Source organism: Maribellus comscasis, assembly GCF_009762775.1.
In the GTDB taxonomy this organism is placed as follows: domain Bacteria; phylum Bacteroidota; class Bacteroidia; order Bacteroidales; family Prolixibacteraceae; genus Draconibacterium; species Draconibacterium comscasis.
In genome coordinates, this window is sequence record NZ_CP046401.1 from 6,172,099 (window position 1) to 6,189,367 (window position 17,269).

Here is a 17,269-nt window from a genome sequence, read left to right on the forward strand (position 1 = left end):
ACATGGACAAATTAACAACAGCCATATATTTTTTGATAGTAACATCAGGCTTTTTATTTAGCGGCAGCCATGTTTTTTCTCAAACTGATTCCACAACATTTTATACCAGAAGTTTATATCAATTATCTCAAACAAAAATCGCCTCTGAAAAAAAGACCGAACAAACAATCAGTAAGGCGTCGACAACAATCAGGGTGGTAACAAAAGAACAAATTGAAGCCGGAGCTTACCTTACGCTTGAAGATATTTTGGTCGGGTTGCCGGGTTTTCAATTTCGTGACATTATGGGATTAAATAGTTACTCATTTTTGCGCGGGCTGCCACGACAAAACAATTCAATCTTGGTTTATATTGACGGCGTTCAAATCAATGAGTTGAATTCAGGGGGATACTACGGCGGAGGACAATATAATTTGGCGAATGTAGAACGTATTGAAATTATGTATGGGCCAGCTTCTGTTATTTATGGAACAAACGCCATTTCGGGAGTAATAAATATTATTACCAAAAACCCCGGAAAAGGGGAAAGTTTGCTGGCAAGTGTGGGAGCGGGCGCTTTTAATACATATCAAACCGACATAACATATTCAAATTCTAATGATAGACTTGGCCTACAACTTTCTGCCATGTACAAAACCACTGAAAAGGCGAATCTGACAAATGGTAACAACGATAATTACTGGGATGATGATTTGGAGATTTTTGAAACAGATTATGCTTTTGATGCAAAACTAATTTTAAAAAACTTAACTTTTGGCGTAAATTATCAAAACAGAAGAAGTTCAACTACTTCTTATAACCCCTCCGTGAACACTATTTATAAAGGTTTTGGAACCTTGTGGAATTTACAACTTGTAAATACTTATGCAAAACATAATAAACTTTTTTCAGATAAAGTTGAATGGAATACAACATTATATAACCGAAATGCAACTGTGTTGGCGAACTCGGTAAAGGAAGTTACTGATACCGGGCAGATTGGCTATTATCGCCCAAATAATTTGCTGGGCGTAGAAAGTTTTCTGGAAGTCAAACCATCAGAGGATTTTAGTATTGTAACAGGATTTCTGAGTCAGTATGAGAATTTGGCAAAAGGGTATTCAACAACAAGTAGTAATGAATATTATATTCAACCTCGAAAACCAAAATCTCCGGATCAAACCAGTGATTTTTTAGCAGGAATTTTTTTACAACTGGATTATAGTTTTCAGAAATACTGGCAATTTACAGTTGGCTCGCGATATGAATACAGCACAAGTTACAGGGAAGTATTTACACCAAGAGCTTCTCTTCTTTTTAATAAAAATAAATACAGCGGGAAATTGATTTTTGCTCAAGCATTCAGGGCTCCCAAACCATGGGATTTTACTGATGGGATCGGGAATCCTGGTTTGGATCCTGAGAAATTCAGATCCTTTGAAATTTCAAATACGCTTTTTATCACGGATAATTTTAAAACTGATTTGCAAATTTATTACAATAGACTGTACAATGGAATTGTGAAAGTGTACGCTGCCGATAATGCTGATTTCTATTGGAATAATAGCGGAAATACTGAAACAAAAGGTATGGAGTTGAGTACTAATCTGGTACACAACAATGTTAATTTTTTTGGCAGTTACACCTATAATTTAACTGCCGATAAAAATGGTGAGCAAGTAGCCGAAATTGCTCCCCACACCGGGGTACTGGGAGCTAATTACTCATTTTCCAAACATTTAAACGTCGGATTACGAACTTTTTATTTTGGGAAACGTAAAAATCCAAAAGTTATAAAGGCGACAAACAGTGAATACATCGAACCGGCGGTTGTTGTTGACCTGAACATTTCTCTGTTGAATTACAAAAATAAAAACATACAGTTTGTTTTAAAAAACCTGACGAACAAAGAATATTATCATACATCGAATTTAATACCAGACAGATACAGACAAGCTCAAAGATTTTTTTTATTAAAGCTCTCTTATAAAATAGAAAAATTATGATCAAAACGGGAATTTATATTTTCATATTATCACTGACAACACTGCTTATTGTTGCGCCTCCAGTTTTTGGTCAGGTCGATCGTAGTCAGGTTTTAGGCGCATATGTTTATAATTTTGCCAAATTATCAACTTCTCCCAAACAAAAAGCATTTTCTACATACACTATCGTGCTGGTTTCAGAAAAACAAGGTATTGTTCAGGAATTTAATAATATGGCAAAAAATATAAAAGTTGGAGAAAAAGATATTCGTTTAATACATCAACCGGATGGCAGGAATATTGACTATAAAAGTGTCTGTCTGATTTTTATTGGTAGTGACAAAATTTCTCTGTATCCAAAAATTTTTACCGAAAGCAAAAGTTTTGAAGTTCTCTTGGTAGGCGAAAATATTGAGGATAAAAGTAAGATCGTTTTCAATTTGTATGAAACGAACGAAGGCAAGATGCTTTTTGAAATGAACAAAGGGAATATTTATAGTCGTAAGATTGAAATCAATGATGAAATTTTGCTAATGGGAGGAGCAGAAGTCGATTTAATTGATCTGTATCTCCAGTCTCAAAGAAAACTGGACAGCGCCGAGAATCAACTGGAAATTACTGAACAACGACTAAAGTTTCTAACAGCTGATTTAAATAGTGTAAACAAGCAGGTGAAAGATGCGGAGCAAACGATATCTCGGCACCGAAATGAAATTCAAAAACAAAATGAGCTTATTGAACTTCAGCAAAAACAACGGGATCAACTGACGTCAGATATTGAAGGATTTAGACAGCAATCTGATATCCAAAAACAAACATTACTCCGAAATGAGCAGGAGTTGGAATCATTTAATGACAGCCTTTTAAACGCTCAGGAAAAGATGCTTGACTATCAGAACGAGATAGGTGAGAACAAACTGTTTTTGAGTGAGCAACAAGCCGAAATAGACGAACAGGAAGAAATATTATCTGAAAAAAATGTGGTTATCGAAAAACAACGCGCTGTTGTAATTTTTTTTATTATCGGCACAACCATCACATCCATTCTTTTACTGCTTCTTTTTAAAAGCTATCGCGACAAAAAAAAGAAAAACCAACTTCTGGAGCAACAAAAAGAAGAAATTTCAGATCAAAACAAAGAGCTCGAGAATAATAAAAGAACGATTTTGACAATTAACAGGGAATTAAATGATAAGAATCAGGAATTAACTGCCTCTCTTAAGGAGATCAAAGAGATTCAGGAGCAACTGGTTGAATCGAAAAAGATGGCTTCACTGGGGGTGTTGTCGGCTGGTATAGCCCATGAAATAAATAATCCAATCAATTTTGTTTATGCAGGCATCAATAGTCTGTTGCGCGATTTTGAAGATATACAGCCAATTATTGATGAAGTGAGCAACCTGGATTTTAACAACGATAACCTTGAAGAGAAGATTAAAAGGATTCAACTGTTAAAAAAGGAAAACTACTTTGACGATGCGATTGAAGCGATTCCTGAAATTATCAATGATATAAAATTGGGTGCTGATCGTACTGCTGAAATTGTAAAAGGACTGAGAAATTTTTCACGAATGGATAAAGGCGTCCTGGAGCATCTGGATATTAATGAAAGCCTTGATATGTCATTACTGCTCTTGAAAAACAAGTATAAAAATCATGTTAAAATTGTAAAGGACTATGATAAGGAATTGCCTGTTCTGGGGTGTTATCCCGGTAAGATAAATCAGGCCTTATTAAATATACTTTCAAACGCAATTGATGCTATCTCGGAGTCCGGGAGAATTTGGCTGAAAACTTTCAAACAAGATAATGAAATAGTTATTTCGATAAAAGATAGTGGTGCTGGCATTTCAGATGAGTTGAAAGAAAAAATATTCGATCCGTTTTTTACAACCAAGCCCGTAGGGAAGGGGACAGGATTAGGGCTTTCGATTACTTATGGAATTATCAATGATCATAGAGGAAGAATAAAGGTAAATTCTGACAAGGGAGAAGGAACCGAGTTTTTGATTTTTTTGCCGGTAGTTTAATTTGAATAAAAAGATTAATTTATATCGATATGAAATTCAAGATATTATATGTTGATGACGAAAGAAGTAATCTGAGGATTTTCAAAGACTCATTTCGAAGAGATTATGAAATTTTTGTTGCAGAATCTGGTTTTGAAGCATTAAAATTGTTAAAGAACCATATGGTAGATTTGGTTATAACAGACCAGCGGATGCCTGGGATGACAGGGGTGGAGTTACTAAAGGAAATAACAGAAAAATATGATGATATTCCTCCCAGTAGAGTTATTTTATCCGGTTATGCCGAAGATGACGATATAAAAAGAGCTTTTGCAGAATTTCGTTTATCAAAGTTTATCCCCAAACCCTGGAATTATGAAGAACTAAAAAATATTATATCAAGTTCAATTCAGAATGATTAAATTGGCTGAAAGAAAAAACCTTGTTTGTAAAGTGCCCGGAAAAAATTAAACTCAAACTCAAATGGAAAAATACAACTTACTTTATGTCGACGACGAACCCAGCAACCTAAGAGTTTTTAAAGATACGTACAGACGAAAATATAATGTTTATACAGCAACATCAGCAAAAGAGGGAATGATGCTGATGGAAGAACATCATATCGACTTGATTTTGAGTGATCAGCGTATGCCTGAAATGACAGGAGTTGAATTGCTGAGATATTCTTTAGAGAAGTTTCCTAAAATAAATCGAATTCTTATTACCGGATATTCCGATATAAATGCGGTAGAGGATGCGGTTAATCAGGCGAGAATCTTCCAATATATTCAAAAGCCATGGAGTGAAAAGTCGTTATCAGGAGTTATTGATGATGCTTTGAGAATATACCAGCTTGAAAAAGAAAATGCACAACAAAAAATTGAATTGCAGAGAGCAAAAGAAAAAGCAGAAGAAAGTGATATGCTCAAAACGGAATTCCTCCATAATCTTTCTCACGAAATTCGTACACCTTTAAACGGAATATATGGTTTTGCGCAGATACTTGATTCCGATACGGTAACTGCAGAAGAGAGAAAAAACTATATCAGGATAATCCAAAACTCTTCAAATCAACTGATAAAAATAGTGAGTGCTATTTTAGAATTTTCAAAGCTGATTACAGACCAGGTTACCATTGAGACGCAGGAAATTTCTTTAAATGATTTGTTTTCAGAGCTTTTTTATGTTTTCGAACTTAAAGCGGAGAAAAAGCATATTAAATTTGATTTGGAGCCTGGGCTGAGTAACGAAGAGTGTTTTATTAAAATCGATAGAACAAAGTTGTATCAGATATTAAGTAATATTCTTGATAATGCATTTAAGTATACAGAAGATGGTTTTGTTGTATTTGGGTATAAGGTAAGAAACGACAAAATCAGAATTTATATCAAAGATTCAGGTGTTGGTATTCATGCTGATAATCAGCGATTTATTTTTGAGCGATTTTCGCAGGAAGAAAGATATTTATCAAATAAATGGGGTGGACTTGGATTGGGGCTATCCATTGCACAGGAAAACGCAAAGTTGATTGATGCTTCCATTTCATTAACTTCAAAAAAGGGAGAGGGGGCTGTCTTTTATGTCGATATACCCTACCTGCCGGCAAGTTCTTCGGAGCAGACAATTACACTTGATTTTAAAAATGCAACTCCGCGTAGCAGTAATAAATATAAGATTCTTATTGTTGAAGATGAGGAAGTAAACTTGTATTTTTTAGATGTTTTAATAAAAAAAATTATCGCGTCTGATACAACAATTCTTCACGCGTACAATGGAAAGGAAGCGTTGGATGTATGTAAGTCGAACAGCGATATAAACGTTATCCTCATGGATATTAAAATGCCTATTATGGATGGTTACGAAGCCACAAAAAAAATAAAGGAAATTATGCCACATATTCCTATTATCGCTCAAACAGCTTATTCTACAAATGAAGACAGGCACAAAGCAGAAACTGCTGGCTGCGATGATTTTATTTCTAAACCAATAAACAAATTTAAATTGAAGAAAATATTTTCACTTCATTTAACAAGCAACTTTGGAAATAACAAGTAAAAAGGATTTATAAGGTTTATATATAATATTCCCTTTGGTTGAGTGTTGCTTCGCTTTTTGAGCTGTCCGTGTAAAACAAAAAGCAAATAATTATTCTTCGACTAACAATTCCAGGTTCATTATCTTTTCCAGCACCAAAGAAACCGCTCCGATAATTGTTGCCTGTTCGCCAAATGTAGATGGAACGATGGGCATATCAGTATTTGTATATAATAAATATTTTGATTTTTTAGCTTGAACCAGATCAAAAAGAAACTGCTCGTTTAAGGATATTCCTCCCCCCAGATAAACTATTTCAGGATTTAAAAGGTTTGCAATAATTCCAATTCCTTTACATAAGTATTCGATAACCTCGTTATATATTTTTAAACACGACTTATCGCCCATTTGGGCTGCTTTTGCTACGAGTTCAGCGGTTATCAGGTTTGGATTTCCGTTGCAAAGTTCATTTAATATTTGTGAATTGTGGTTTGTTAATGCATGTTTGCCTAAAGCAGCAATGCGGTGTCCTGATGCCAGCGCCTCCAAGCAGCCATACATTCCGCATTTGCATTTAACACTACTCTCGGTATCAACCGAAATGTGTCCAAATTCGCCTGCAAAACCAACATGTCCTTTTACAAGATTACCTTCGATAACCAAGCCCGAAGCAATCCCATAACCCAGATTTATTACTGCAAAGTTTTTCAAATTTTGTTTTGCACCTAATTTTAATTCTCCTAATGCCATCAGGCGTGTTGAATTATCGTAGAAAAAGGGGAGACCTAATCTGTCTTCCAGTTCTTTTCTTAAATCAATTTTAGACCATCCAAAATCAGGAGAGGACTCAATCATACCGGTTTTACTATCCACAAGTCCGGCCACCCCTATACCAACACCCCACACTTTGGAATTAAGTTCTTGTCTGCTTTTAAGTTTTTGTATAACGTTTGCTACTTTTTCAATTATACTGGAAAATCCTTTTTCTATTTCTGTCGGGACCTGTATTTCATAAACAAATTTTGCGTTTAAATCTACAAGGCCTCCTCTTATATAAGTAGCCCCAAGGTCGATACCAATAATATAGTTACCTTCATTTTTGAACTTAACAATCATTGAAGGCCTGCCTCCGTTCGAGCTTCCGGTTCCAATATATTCTGCCAGATTATCTTTATAAACTAACTCATCAACTATTCTTGTAATTGTCGGCGGGGTGAGTTTTGTTGCTTTTGAAAGTTCGGAGCGGCTAATTTGCCCCTTTTGGTTTATCAGTTTTAAAAGTACCTTTTTGTTAGCAAGATGCAATAGTCCTGCATCCATTTTAGAGAATTCGTTCTTCATGTAAAATAATTTGCGACAAAGATATTAAAATAATATTATAATGTATGATTTCTTTGTTCATTTATAAACTTTGTATTTCATATTTCTCTCTTTTTGTAAGTTTTTTTAAATTAGTTTTAAAATGGTATATAAAATTATTGTTAAGAGCTGTTTTGTATGATTTTTGTATTTTATTATTCTGTTATTCAGTTGTTTATTTCTGTTTTTGCTGCATTGTTTATTTTATAAAATATTTTTTTTATCGTAAAAAAAAGCTATTTGTATTGTTTTGTGAAATATTATATTTTATATTTGAAAATGATATTAAAAAGTGTAATTGCTGTGTGGTTATCGAGTTTGAAATAGAAATGTGGAAGATTGGCCAGCCAGGCTTTGGTTGTCGCGATGTGATAAGTTAGGACTCTCCGTTTTGGTGCTGAGGTTGATGTGGTTGGGGAAATGGTTGAAGAATAAGCGAATGTGCACTCTTGTTCTTTAGAATAGAAGCATTCAGTATTTTTAAGATGAGTGCGGTAATCAATGGAATACTTTTCGATATAGGTTTCTTTAACATAGTCAAAAGTTTCGCGGTAGTTTAAAACAATTCGAGTACATAAGTAATTTTATAGTATATATTTAGAAATGTAGTTTTGATATTTGGTGCAGAAGGCAGGTTGTTCAGTGAAAATAAGTTGTAAGTTAAGTTAGACAAAGTCTGCAAATATGAATGAAAAAGTAAATTTAGTTGATTTGTCAATTATTGTTATTTATCTCGTTGGGATTTTGGCAATTGGTGTTTTGTCCACAAGGTTAAAGCGGATGACTAGTGAAGGCTATTTTTTAGCCGGACGAGGCTTGAGCTGGCCTGTTGTTGGAGCTGCTTTGTTTGCATCAAATATCTCAACTATTCATTTGGTGGGCTTGGCTGCGTCGGGTTATAATGAAGGTTTTGTTTGGGGGAATTTTGAGTGGCTTGCCTCGGTTTCTCTTATAATGTTGGGATTAATATTTGCCCCGTTCTATTTTAGGAGTAAGATTTCAACTTTGCCCGAGTTTTTAGAAAAAAGATATGATTCGCGTTCCCGGACAGTGTTGGCTTTTATTGCAATTATTGGTGCTTTGTTTGTTCATATCGGTATGAGCTTGTATGCAGGAGCTGTAGTTTTCGAGACTTTCTTCGGAATTAGTGTAGTGACTTCAATTTTGGTAATATCAACAGTTACCTCTATTTATACGGTTCTTGGCGGGTTAAAAGCGGTTGTTGTTACAGAGACGGTGCAGTCTGCGGTGCTGATACTGGGGGCAATATTGCTTACCGGTTTCGGGCTTTATGCTTTGTCTGATGCTGGTATCAACTCTATTACAGAATTAAAAGCAAATCTAAAGCCGGGGCAGCTTGACATGTTGCAGACAAATGAAAGCATTAAAGCGCTTGGAGGAGATACGGGATTGACCTGGTATGCATGTTTTTTAGGCTATCCTATTTTAGGTCTTTGGTATTGGTGTTCTGATCAAACTATTGTGCAACGTGTATTGGGAGCAAAGACTCAAAAAGATGCTCAGACAGGAGCAATATTTGCAGGATTTTTGAAAATATTGCCGGTTTTTATTTTGGTCTTTCCCGGAGTAATTGGGTATGTGTTGTTTAAGGATGTCATTGGAACAAACTCCAATATGGCTCTGCCTGTAATGATTAACCAGTTGTTGCCAACCGGGTTAAAAGGGTTGATGGCAGCAACCTTAATGGCTGCCTTGATGAGCACAATTGCTGCAGCGCTTAATAGCTCTGCCACTTTGGTCGCTGTTGATATCGTGAAACGATTTAATCCCCGGATTTCAGATAGAAAACAAATTCGGATTGGCCGCTATTCCGCTGTTGCTGTTATGATACTGGCCATGGCATGGTCTACACAAGGGGATAAATTTACAAGCATTTTTGAAGCGATTAATAAAATTGCTTCTGCCATAGCTCCACCGGTTGCTGTTGTTTTTCTTTTTGGTGTTTTTTCAAAAAGAGGAACCCGGCAGGCTGCGTTTGTTACACTAATAGTTGGTCTCTTGCTCGGAATAGCCGCTTTTTGCTTTGATTTTGAACCTATTAGCGGTTATATGTATATAACCAAAGGCTTGCAGATCCCATTTATGATGCAGGCCTGGTGGTTGTTTGTATTTTGTACACTTATTTATTTTACAGTTAGTTATGCTACACCAAAACCTGACAGCAAAGTCGTGAAAAAATATACATGGGAGCATCCGTTGGCATTTATAAAAGGGAAAATCACGGAGCTAAGTGATGTGCGCATTTTTGTCATCGTTTTGATTATTTCCCTGATAACGTTGTACGTATTATTTTCATAGATAGAGTTTAGTTTATTAAGACAAGAGCAAGCCGGGTGGATTTTTATCTGTCCGGTACTGCTCCCAAAAAAGACAAATGTAAAAAATGAGACAAGCCATAATGTCCTCACCGGGCAAAATAGAATATTTCAAAGTTAAGGCTCCGGGAGAACTTAAGCCCAACGAGCTTTTACTCAAAATTGAACGGATTGGAATATGTGGAAGTGATGTTCATGTGTTTCATGGCGAGCATCCGGCAACTCCGTATCCTGTAGTTCAGGGACACGAATATTCAGCTACTGTGGAGTTTGTAGGAGAAAATGTTTCAAAGGCGAAACCGGGAATGAAAGTCACCGCCAGGCCCCAACAGGTTTGTGGTAAATGTAATCCATGTAAAAGAGGACAGTATAATGCATGTCAGAATTTGAAAGTTGAAGGATTTCAGGCTCCCGGAGTAGCACAGGACTATTTTATTGTTTCTGAAGACAGGCTTGTCGTCCTGCCCGACTCATTTACTTTTGAACAAGGTGCAATGGTTGAGCCAGCTGCAGTTGGAGCACACGCAACAAGTCGACCAACAAGACTCAACGGAAAGAACGTTGTGGTGTCGGGTGCTGGTACAATCGGTAATTTGGTCGCTCAGTTTGCAAAAGCCCGCGGAGCAAAAAAAGTATTAATAACCGATGTAAGTGATTACCGGCTGGATAAAGCAAAAGAGTGCGGTATCGAATTAACACTCAATGTTAAAAATGCCCCCGTTGAAGATGAAATTAAATCATGTTTTGGCGATGAAGGATTTCAGGTAGGTTTTGAAGCCGCGGGAGTTCAAACTTCATTGGATTTATTGCTTGCGAATGTGGAAAAAGGAGGTGATGTTGTAATACTTGGAGTCTATGCAAAAAATCCGGAGGTGAATATGTATTATGTCGGAGAACACGAGTTGAATATTTATGGTTCGATGATGTACCGACACAGGGATTATGAGGAAGCTGTATCTATGATTGCTGAAGGAAAGATAAAAACAGAACCCCTTGTTTCAAAGCATTTTCCATTCAGCGAGTTTGGGAAAGCATATAAATACATCGATGATATGAGAGACAAAGCAATGAAAGTTATGATCGATCTTTAGTTAGCTCATATGAAGCAAAAGAAAATGGATAATGGTTCCGGAAAATTACTTTGGGGGTTGCTGCCTCGGGGAAAATTAAACGATGATGTACCCGAATTTCCTTTTATGTGTGGGTTGCTTATTTTTTCTGGCGTTCATGATATAATGTAACTGACACATTTTGTAAAAAGGAACACCTAAAAATTCCAGTAACTTTCTTGCATTCGCTATAAAATTATTCAAGCCAAATCTTGTTGACAGGCTGTGTTGCGAAAAGACTGAATATAAAAGGCTGCAAAGATTATTTCACGAGTGGAATATAGCCTGAAATATTTGGAATGGGATAATTCTGTGTCTTCTTACAGGTATATGCAAAGAAATTTTACGCAGAGAAAATAGTACTGGAGAAAAGCGAGTTTGAAGATTTACTCATTTTGAAAATGAAAAAAGTAAACTTCAATTATTCAAATTAAGGATTAAACCAACAATAATGAAACATTTTAATTTTCATCAGTCAACACAAATATTATTCGGCCGGGGGCGGGTAAATGAATTAGGTGAAATCTCAAAAAAGTATGGGAATAGAGCACTTCTTGTGACAACACCAGCTAACGTAGCTGGATTTAAAGAACAGTACGTAAGGGTTATAAATATACTTGAAAGTGCAGGAATGAAGGTTGCACATTACGATGGTGTAATTCCTAATCCGACTATTGAGACGATTTCTGCCGGGGCTGAAATGGCCAAAAGTTTTGGTGCAGATGTTATTATCGGTTTGGGGGGAGGTTCCAGTATGGATTCAGCCAAAGCGATTTCGGTTGAAGCCACACATGAAGGTAGCAGTTGGGATTACCTTTTTTATAAATCCCCTCAGCCCGATCCGAATAAATTATTACCTGTCATTGCTGTTTCTACAACTTCCGGCACAGGTTCACAGGTTACCCAGGTTGCAGTGGTCACCAATTCAGAACTGCGCGATAAGTCTGCTTTATACAATAATATTTTGTATCCGCAGGTGTGTATTGTCGATCCGGAGTTAATGCTGACTATTCCGGAATTTGTTACGGCGACAACCGGATTTGATGTCTTGTGTCATGCTTTTGAGAGTACCATTAACCCTGGTACCGGAGCTTATGTCGATTTGCTGGCATGGGAAGCAATATCCATTGTTGTAGAATACTTGCCTCGGGTTTTGTCAGATTTAGAAGATATTGAGGCACGTGAAAAAATGGCGTGGGCTGATACACTCGCGGGGCTTTGTATTGCCAACGCCGGCGTAACACTTCCGCATGGCATGGGGATGGCAATTGGGGGAATGTATCCTCAGGTTGCCCATGGTGAAGCATTGGCGATTGTATACCCTGCTTTTGCTGAATATACATGGAAACATGCGATACCCCAATTTTCAAGAATAGCCAGAATACTAAATTCCAAACTGGAGACTCTTTCTGATGAGGAAGCTGCTGCAAAATCTCCGGAGGAAATCAGTCAGTTTTTAAAATGTTTAAACCTCAATAAAACATTAAGTGAAATAGGGATGCCCGAACATGAGATTCCAAAATTGGCAGACCAGTGTATGGTTTTACCAGACTACAAGGGAAATCCAAGGGTAGCCACCAAAAATGAAATGATTGAACTTGTAAAACAATGTTTCTGAAAATGAAACCAATGAATATGAATAAATACCTTTTAATTTTTTAACCTTAAAAATAGAGTCTATGAAAAAAGCACTAGTTTTAATCTATTTGGTTCTGTTTGCCGCAATATGTGCATTTGCGCAAAACCGGATGATAAGCGGGACAGTTACTTCATCTGAAAATGGTGAAAGAATGGTAGCTGTCACCATTTCGGTAAAAGGAACAGGTACCGGTACCATTACCGGGCAGGATGGTACATTCACGTTAGAAGTCCCGGCCTCCGGCACTTTGGTTGCATCCTTTATTGGGATGGAAACGGTTGAAGTTCCGCTCACAAATTCAAATGTTTACGACTTTGTTCTTGAACCTGAAAATGTAGGAATTGATGAAGTCGTTGTAACAGCTCTTGGCATTACCAGGGAGAAGAAGACACTTGGATATGCCGTACAAAATCTTTCTTCAGAGGAAATGAACATGGCGAATGATGCTAACATCGTAAACTCGCTTTCCGGAAAAGTTGCCGGAGTTCAGGTTACAAGTGGCGGGAGCACCATTGGGGCTTCTTCAAGGATTGTAATCAGGGGGAATGCCTCTTTCTCAGGCAATCAGCCTCTTTTTGTTGTCGACGGAACTCCTATAGACAACTCAACGACCAACCTCTCTGGTGCAGGTGGTGTGGACTGGGGAAACACCGCGTCAGACATAGACCCCAATAACATTGAGTCGATGACAGTACTTAAAGGTGCAAGTGCTTCGGCCTTGTATGGAAGCCGGGCGACCAACGGTGTTATTCTTATTACTACAAAAAAGGGAAATAAGGATAAACGAAAAATAGGAGTCGATGTAATCTCATCTGTAGTTATCGACAAGGCCTCCTATTTTCCTAATCTTCAGAATGAATATGGGGGAGGCTGGGACGGCAGTGAGTACATTTACAATAAATATAATGAGGAAAATGGCACGTCGCTGAGCTATAACGATTATGCAAAGCAGTTTTCGTATAACTATGTTGATGGCGATGGTGGCGGTGTTAATGACAGCTGGCCTATTAACTGGGGACCAAGATTGGATGCCGGACTTTTACTTGATCAATGGTCTACCGGCCCTAATAGTCCATGGGTGTCTCGTCCTAATAATATTAAACAGTGGTTTGAACCCGGCGTAAATATTGAAAATAGTGTGGCTTTATCCGCAAACGGAGAAAAGGCCTCCGGTAGAGTTACATTTACGAACAGGAACAGTACCGGAATTGTAAATAACACCGATCAAAAACAAAATTCTATTGCTTTTAATCTCAGACTTACGCCTTCTGAAAAGATAACAACAGTTGCAAATTTTACATATTTGAGAAAAGAGAGTGATAATATTCCCAATAATGGTTACAGTTGGGCAGATATTTTTGGTTGGTTGCAGAGGGATTACCCAACACAGTATGTAAAAGATTTGTTTTATGAAAAAGGAAATGAAGATTACATATTTCCCAGTGGTGATAATCCTTTTTACACACAGAGAAACCTTACCGGATTTTCAAGAGACAGAGTTTTTGGAAATGTTAGCGTAACCTACAATTTTACAAGCTGGTTGTACGCAAATGCACGTGTTGGTATTGATTTTTATAATGAATACAGAAGTGATATTACCCAGTCTGGTACGGTGAATAATATCAGAAGGGGAAGAGGAGGTCAGTTTGCTGATACCCAGATTTACACAAAGGAAACAAATGGCGACTTCACATTAAATTTTGATAAAACTTTTGGAGATATTCGCATTGACGGACTTGTGGGGGCAAATTACAGGAATGACCAGTATAAAAGTATGTATATGTATGCAGCGGATCTTACTGTTCCCGACTTATATACGATTTCGAATGTAAACGGGACCCCCACTGTAAGCATGTATAAAAGTGAGTATGAAACAAACAGCCTTTATTTTGCAGCAAATGCATCTTATAAAGACTATCTTTTTCTTGGAGTTACCGGTCGTAACGACTGGAGTTCTACCTTGCCGGCAGAAAACAGATCTTATTTTTACCCCTCAGCAAGTCTTGGTTTCAGCATAACAGATGCCTTTTCAGTCGAATCTGATTTGTTGTCTTATGCAAAGTTAAGAGCAAGTATCGCTAAAGTGGGCGGAGATACAGGTCCTTACCAGTTAGCCAGAACATATAATGCGGGTAGTTACAATTCAATTTCTACCTTTAGCCCAACGAGTACTATGCCTCCTGTTGGATTAAAACCGGAAGAAACTTCTTCTTACGAATTTGGTGTTGACATGCGTTTGTTGAACGACCGAATTTCACTGGATTTTACTTATTATGATCAAACTACCGTTAATCAGATACTTTCTGTGGCAACGTCATCTGCTACTGGATATCAGGCAATGAGACTTAATGCCGGTGAAATAGAAAATACAGGAGTTGAGTTAATGGTTTCGGGTCGCGTCCTTGATTATACGTCTGGCTTGAAATGGGATGTAACAGTAAACTGGGCCACAAACAAAAGTATGGTAAATTCGCTTTATGGTGATTTGGAATCATATCAAATCTCAAGTGGGTTTGGTGGTGCTACATCTCTTGGTATTCCCGGAGAAGAATGGGGAGTATTATGGGGACTTCCTTTTGTTCGAAACGACGATGGAGAAGTTGTCGTTGATTCAAGAGGTATTCCAAAAACGACCAGTGTCGCCCAAAAACTGGGGACAGTTACGCCGGACTGGACCGGGGGTATCACAAATTCATTCAGGTACAAAGGAGTTAATTTGAGTTTTTTAATTGATGTCAGGCTTGGTGGTGATATATTCAGTACAACAGCGTGGCACTCTTACCCGACAGGATCGTATGCGGTTACAACAGCTAATCATGTGCGTGAGGAAGGTTTGATCGTTGACGGTGTATTCGAAGACGGAACTCCTAATGATATTCGGGTTTCTGCACAGGACTATTACGGCGGGGCCTGGATGTGGAACAACCATGAATATTCTATACTTGATGGAACATACGTTAAGTTTCGGGAACTGGTTTTGGGCTACGATTTTAATCTGCAAAAAGTAAAATGGATACAAAAGCTCAATGTCTCACTTGTTGGAAGAAACCTGGCAATTCTATACAGGGATAAATCAACAAAAGATTTGGGAATTGATCCTGAAGTAGGTCTTGGTGGCGGAGAAGGTGGAGTTGGTTTTGAAAATTTCCAGATTCCTACTACACGAAGCTATGGTTTGAAAGTTAACGTGAATTTTTAATAACGGAATATAAATACTGAAATCATGAAGAATATAATTAGATCAAAAGTATTTTTATTGGCTGGTATAATCCTGTTCGTTAGTGCTTGTACAAGCGAATTTGATGAAATGAATACCAGTCCTAATTCGGCAACAGTTGTACCCGGAACAAGTGTGTTGGGTGCATCAATGCTAACCTCAATGTATACTTTGTTTGGAACAAGGTTGGACTGCTATTATGCCGGAGCATATTCGGGCTACATAAGTGCTGCCGATTATGAGTACAGGGTAGACATCAATAACAGCATGTGGAAAAGCATGTATACTACAATGACTTATTCAACTGATGCGATGAGTTTGGCGCTTGAGGAAGAAAATGACAATCTTTATGCGGCTGCTTTAACATTCAGAGCATACAATGCGCATAAAACTTGTGATATGTGGGGAGATATTCCTTATTCTGAAGCATTCCAGCTTGAAGATGGTGTTATTTATCCGGTATATGATTCTCAGGAAAAAGTATACAACACTATCCTCGATGAGTTAAAAACCGCTGCTGATATGTTTGATACCGAAGGAGACGATATTGGTGATGGCGATTTTTTGTTTGAGGGAGATATTCAAAAATGGAAGAAATTCTGTAACTCGCTTCGCTTAAGAGTCGCAATTCGTATGTCATCAGCCGATGAAAGTGCTGCTGCTGCCGTTATTCAGGATGTTCTGGGAGATGCCACAAAATACCCGATTATGACTGAGAATGAAGATAATGCTTATTGGTATTTTCCGGGAGTTGCACCCGACGAAGAGATATGGTATGAATCCATGGGGACAGTTGGTGATGCAGCCAAAACATCAGGCTGGAGGATGCAACAACCAATAATTGATGCTCTTCAGGATAACAATGATCCCCGTTTACCAGTCTATGCCGACAAAAATGCGTATGGTGTATACAGCGGCCACCGGTTTGGTCCGAATGATAAATCAGATACCTTGAATAACAGTTTTAACAGATCACATATCGGTGATTGGTTTATGAACGACCCTCAGGGTTTTGTACCTTATATGAATTGTGCTGAGGTATATTTCTGTTTGGCCGAAGCATACGAAAGAGGTCTGGCCACCGGTGACGCGCAGACTGCATATGAAACCGGAATAAAAAAATCCTGCGAAGAGAGCGGGCAAATTACTTCGGCTGCTATTTCAACGTTTTTAACTGAACCTGAAGTTGCCTGGGATGAAGGTAATACCTCAAATCTGGAGAAAGTAGCATTACAAAAATGGATATGTTTATTTAAACAGAGTGTGGAAGGTTGGTCAGAAGCCAGGAGAACAGATATTCCTTTGCTCACTGGCGTCGCTTCTGATTATGCAGCATCGCACAATCGTCCTCCATTTAGAATGGCCTACGCGGATGAGGAGAAATCATTAAACTCCAATTTCCCATTTGATATTGAGGAAGTAGATATTTTCTATGGAACCCAGTTGTGGTGGGATAAAAGAACCGGTGTAGAATAGTTGTTTATAAAAGAAAAGAAAGAAGCAGTTGGACAGAAACTGTTCACCTGTTTCTTTTATCTTCTCTGTCAGCAAAAACAACAGAATCTTAAAAATGGCGATTTCGCATATTTACCTCGGAAGGCC

General features: G+C 37.7%; 10 protein-coding genes. 9 read left to right on the forward strand and 1 reads right to left on the reverse strand.

All coding sequences use genetic code 11. The features are described from left to right. Positions 1–2: 2 nt before the first annotated feature. From GM418_RS24960 to GM418_RS24975, 4 genes are all read left to right on the forward strand, one after another. Complete coding sequence (locus GM418_RS24960; RefSeq protein WP_158870016.1) at positions 3–1,985, forward strand: TonB-dependent receptor plug domain-containing protein; 1,983 nt, start codon at positions 3–5, stop codon at positions 1,983–1,985. Next, positions 1,982–3,994 (forward strand): YfiR/HmsC family protein, encoded by a 2,013-nt coding sequence (locus tag GM418_RS24965; RefSeq protein WP_158870018.1) that lies wholly within the window; start codon positions 1,982–1,984, stop codon positions 3,992–3,994. Before GM418_RS24960 ends, GM418_RS24965 begins: the two co-directional genes overlap by 4 nt. A 29-nt stretch (positions 3,995–4,023) precedes the next feature. Beyond that, entirely contained in the window at positions 4,024–4,395 is a 372-nt protein-coding gene (locus GM418_RS24970; RefSeq protein ID WP_158870020.1) for a response regulator, read from the forward strand. Positions 4,396–4,456: 61 nt separating this feature from the next. After that, complete coding sequence (locus GM418_RS24975; RefSeq protein ID WP_158870022.1) at positions 4,457–6,028, forward strand: response regulator; 1,572 nt, start codon at positions 4,457–4,459, stop codon at positions 6,026–6,028. A 90-nt stretch (positions 6,029–6,118) separates the two neighbouring features. On the opposite strand, the gene GM418_RS24980 is transcribed toward GM418_RS24975, so the two are convergent. Continuing rightward, positions 6,119–7,348, reverse strand: coding sequence for an ROK family transcriptional regulator (locus tag GM418_RS24980; RefSeq protein ID WP_158870024.1), 1,230 nt, complete (start codon positions 7,346–7,348; stop codon positions 6,119–6,121). Positions 7,349–8,050: 702 nt separating this feature from the next. Between GM418_RS24980 and GM418_RS24985 the strand changes: the two genes are divergently transcribed. The 5 genes from GM418_RS24985 to GM418_RS25005 all read left to right on the forward strand — a co-directional run bounded on the left by GM418_RS24985 (position 8,051) and on the right by GM418_RS25005 (position 17,143). After that, positions 8,051–9,685, forward strand: a complete 1,635-nt coding sequence (locus GM418_RS24985) for a sodium:solute symporter (protein ID WP_158870026.1) — start codon at positions 8,051–8,053, stop codon at positions 9,683–9,685. A gap of 85 nt (positions 9,686–9,770) precedes the next feature. Beyond that, positions 9,771–10,793, forward strand: a complete 1,023-nt coding sequence (locus GM418_RS24990; RefSeq protein ID WP_158870028.1) for a zinc-dependent alcohol dehydrogenase — start codon at positions 9,771–9,773, stop codon at positions 10,791–10,793. A 469-nt stretch (positions 10,794–11,262) separates the two neighbouring features. Next, entirely contained in the window at positions 11,263–12,429 is a 1,167-nt protein-coding gene (locus tag GM418_RS24995; RefSeq protein ID WP_158870030.1) for an iron-containing alcohol dehydrogenase, read from the forward strand. Between the two features lie 61 nt (positions 12,430–12,490). Continuing rightward, a complete protein-coding gene (locus GM418_RS25000) occupies positions 12,491–15,649 on the forward strand; it encodes a SusC/RagA family TonB-linked outer membrane protein (RefSeq protein WP_158870032.1) in 3,159 nt (1,052 codons plus the stop codon). A 24-nt stretch (positions 15,650–15,673) separates the two neighbouring features. Continuing rightward, positions 15,674–17,143: a SusD/RagB family nutrient-binding outer membrane lipoprotein gene (locus GM418_RS25005; RefSeq protein WP_158870034.1), complete on the forward strand. Its 1,470-nt coding sequence runs from the start codon at positions 15,674–15,676 to the stop codon at positions 17,141–17,143. Positions 17,144–17,269 lie beyond the last annotated feature (126 nt).

What these genes read in the sequence shown, in the direction of transcription:
- GM418_RS24975 (WP_158870022.1), top strand. Translation starts at nt 4,457, where the DNA reads ATGGAAAAATACAACTTACTTTATGTCGACGACGAACCCAGCAACCTA.
- GM418_RS24970 (WP_158870020.1), top strand. Translation starts at nt 4,024, where the DNA reads ATGAAATTCAAGATATTATATGTTGATGACGAAAGAAGTAATCTGAGG.
- GM418_RS24980 (WP_158870024.1), bottom strand. Translation starts at nt 7,348, where the DNA reads ATGAAGAACGAATTCTCTAAAATGGATGCAGGACTATTGCATCTTGCT.
- GM418_RS24995 (WP_158870030.1), top strand. Translation starts at nt 11,263, where the DNA reads ATGAAACATTTTAATTTTCATCAGTCAACACAAATATTATTCGGCCGG.
- GM418_RS24990 (WP_158870028.1), top strand. Translation starts at nt 9,771, where the DNA reads ATGAGACAAGCCATAATGTCCTCACCGGGCAAAATAGAATATTTCAAA.
- GM418_RS25005 (WP_158870034.1), top strand. Translation starts at nt 15,674, where the DNA reads ATGAAGAATATAATTAGATCAAAAGTATTTTTATTGGCTGGTATAATC.
- GM418_RS25000 (WP_158870032.1), top strand. Translation starts at nt 12,491, where the DNA reads ATGAAAAAAGCACTAGTTTTAATCTATTTGGTTCTGTTTGCCGCAATA.
- GM418_RS24985 (WP_158870026.1), top strand. Translation starts at nt 8,051, where the DNA reads ATGAATGAAAAAGTAAATTTAGTTGATTTGTCAATTATTGTTATTTAT.
- GM418_RS24960 (WP_158870016.1), top strand. Translation starts at nt 3, where the DNA reads ATGGACAAATTAACAACAGCCATATATTTTTTGATAGTAACATCAGGC.
- GM418_RS24965 (WP_158870018.1), top strand. Translation starts at nt 1,982, where the DNA reads ATGATCAAAACGGGAATTTATATTTTCATATTATCACTGACAACACTG.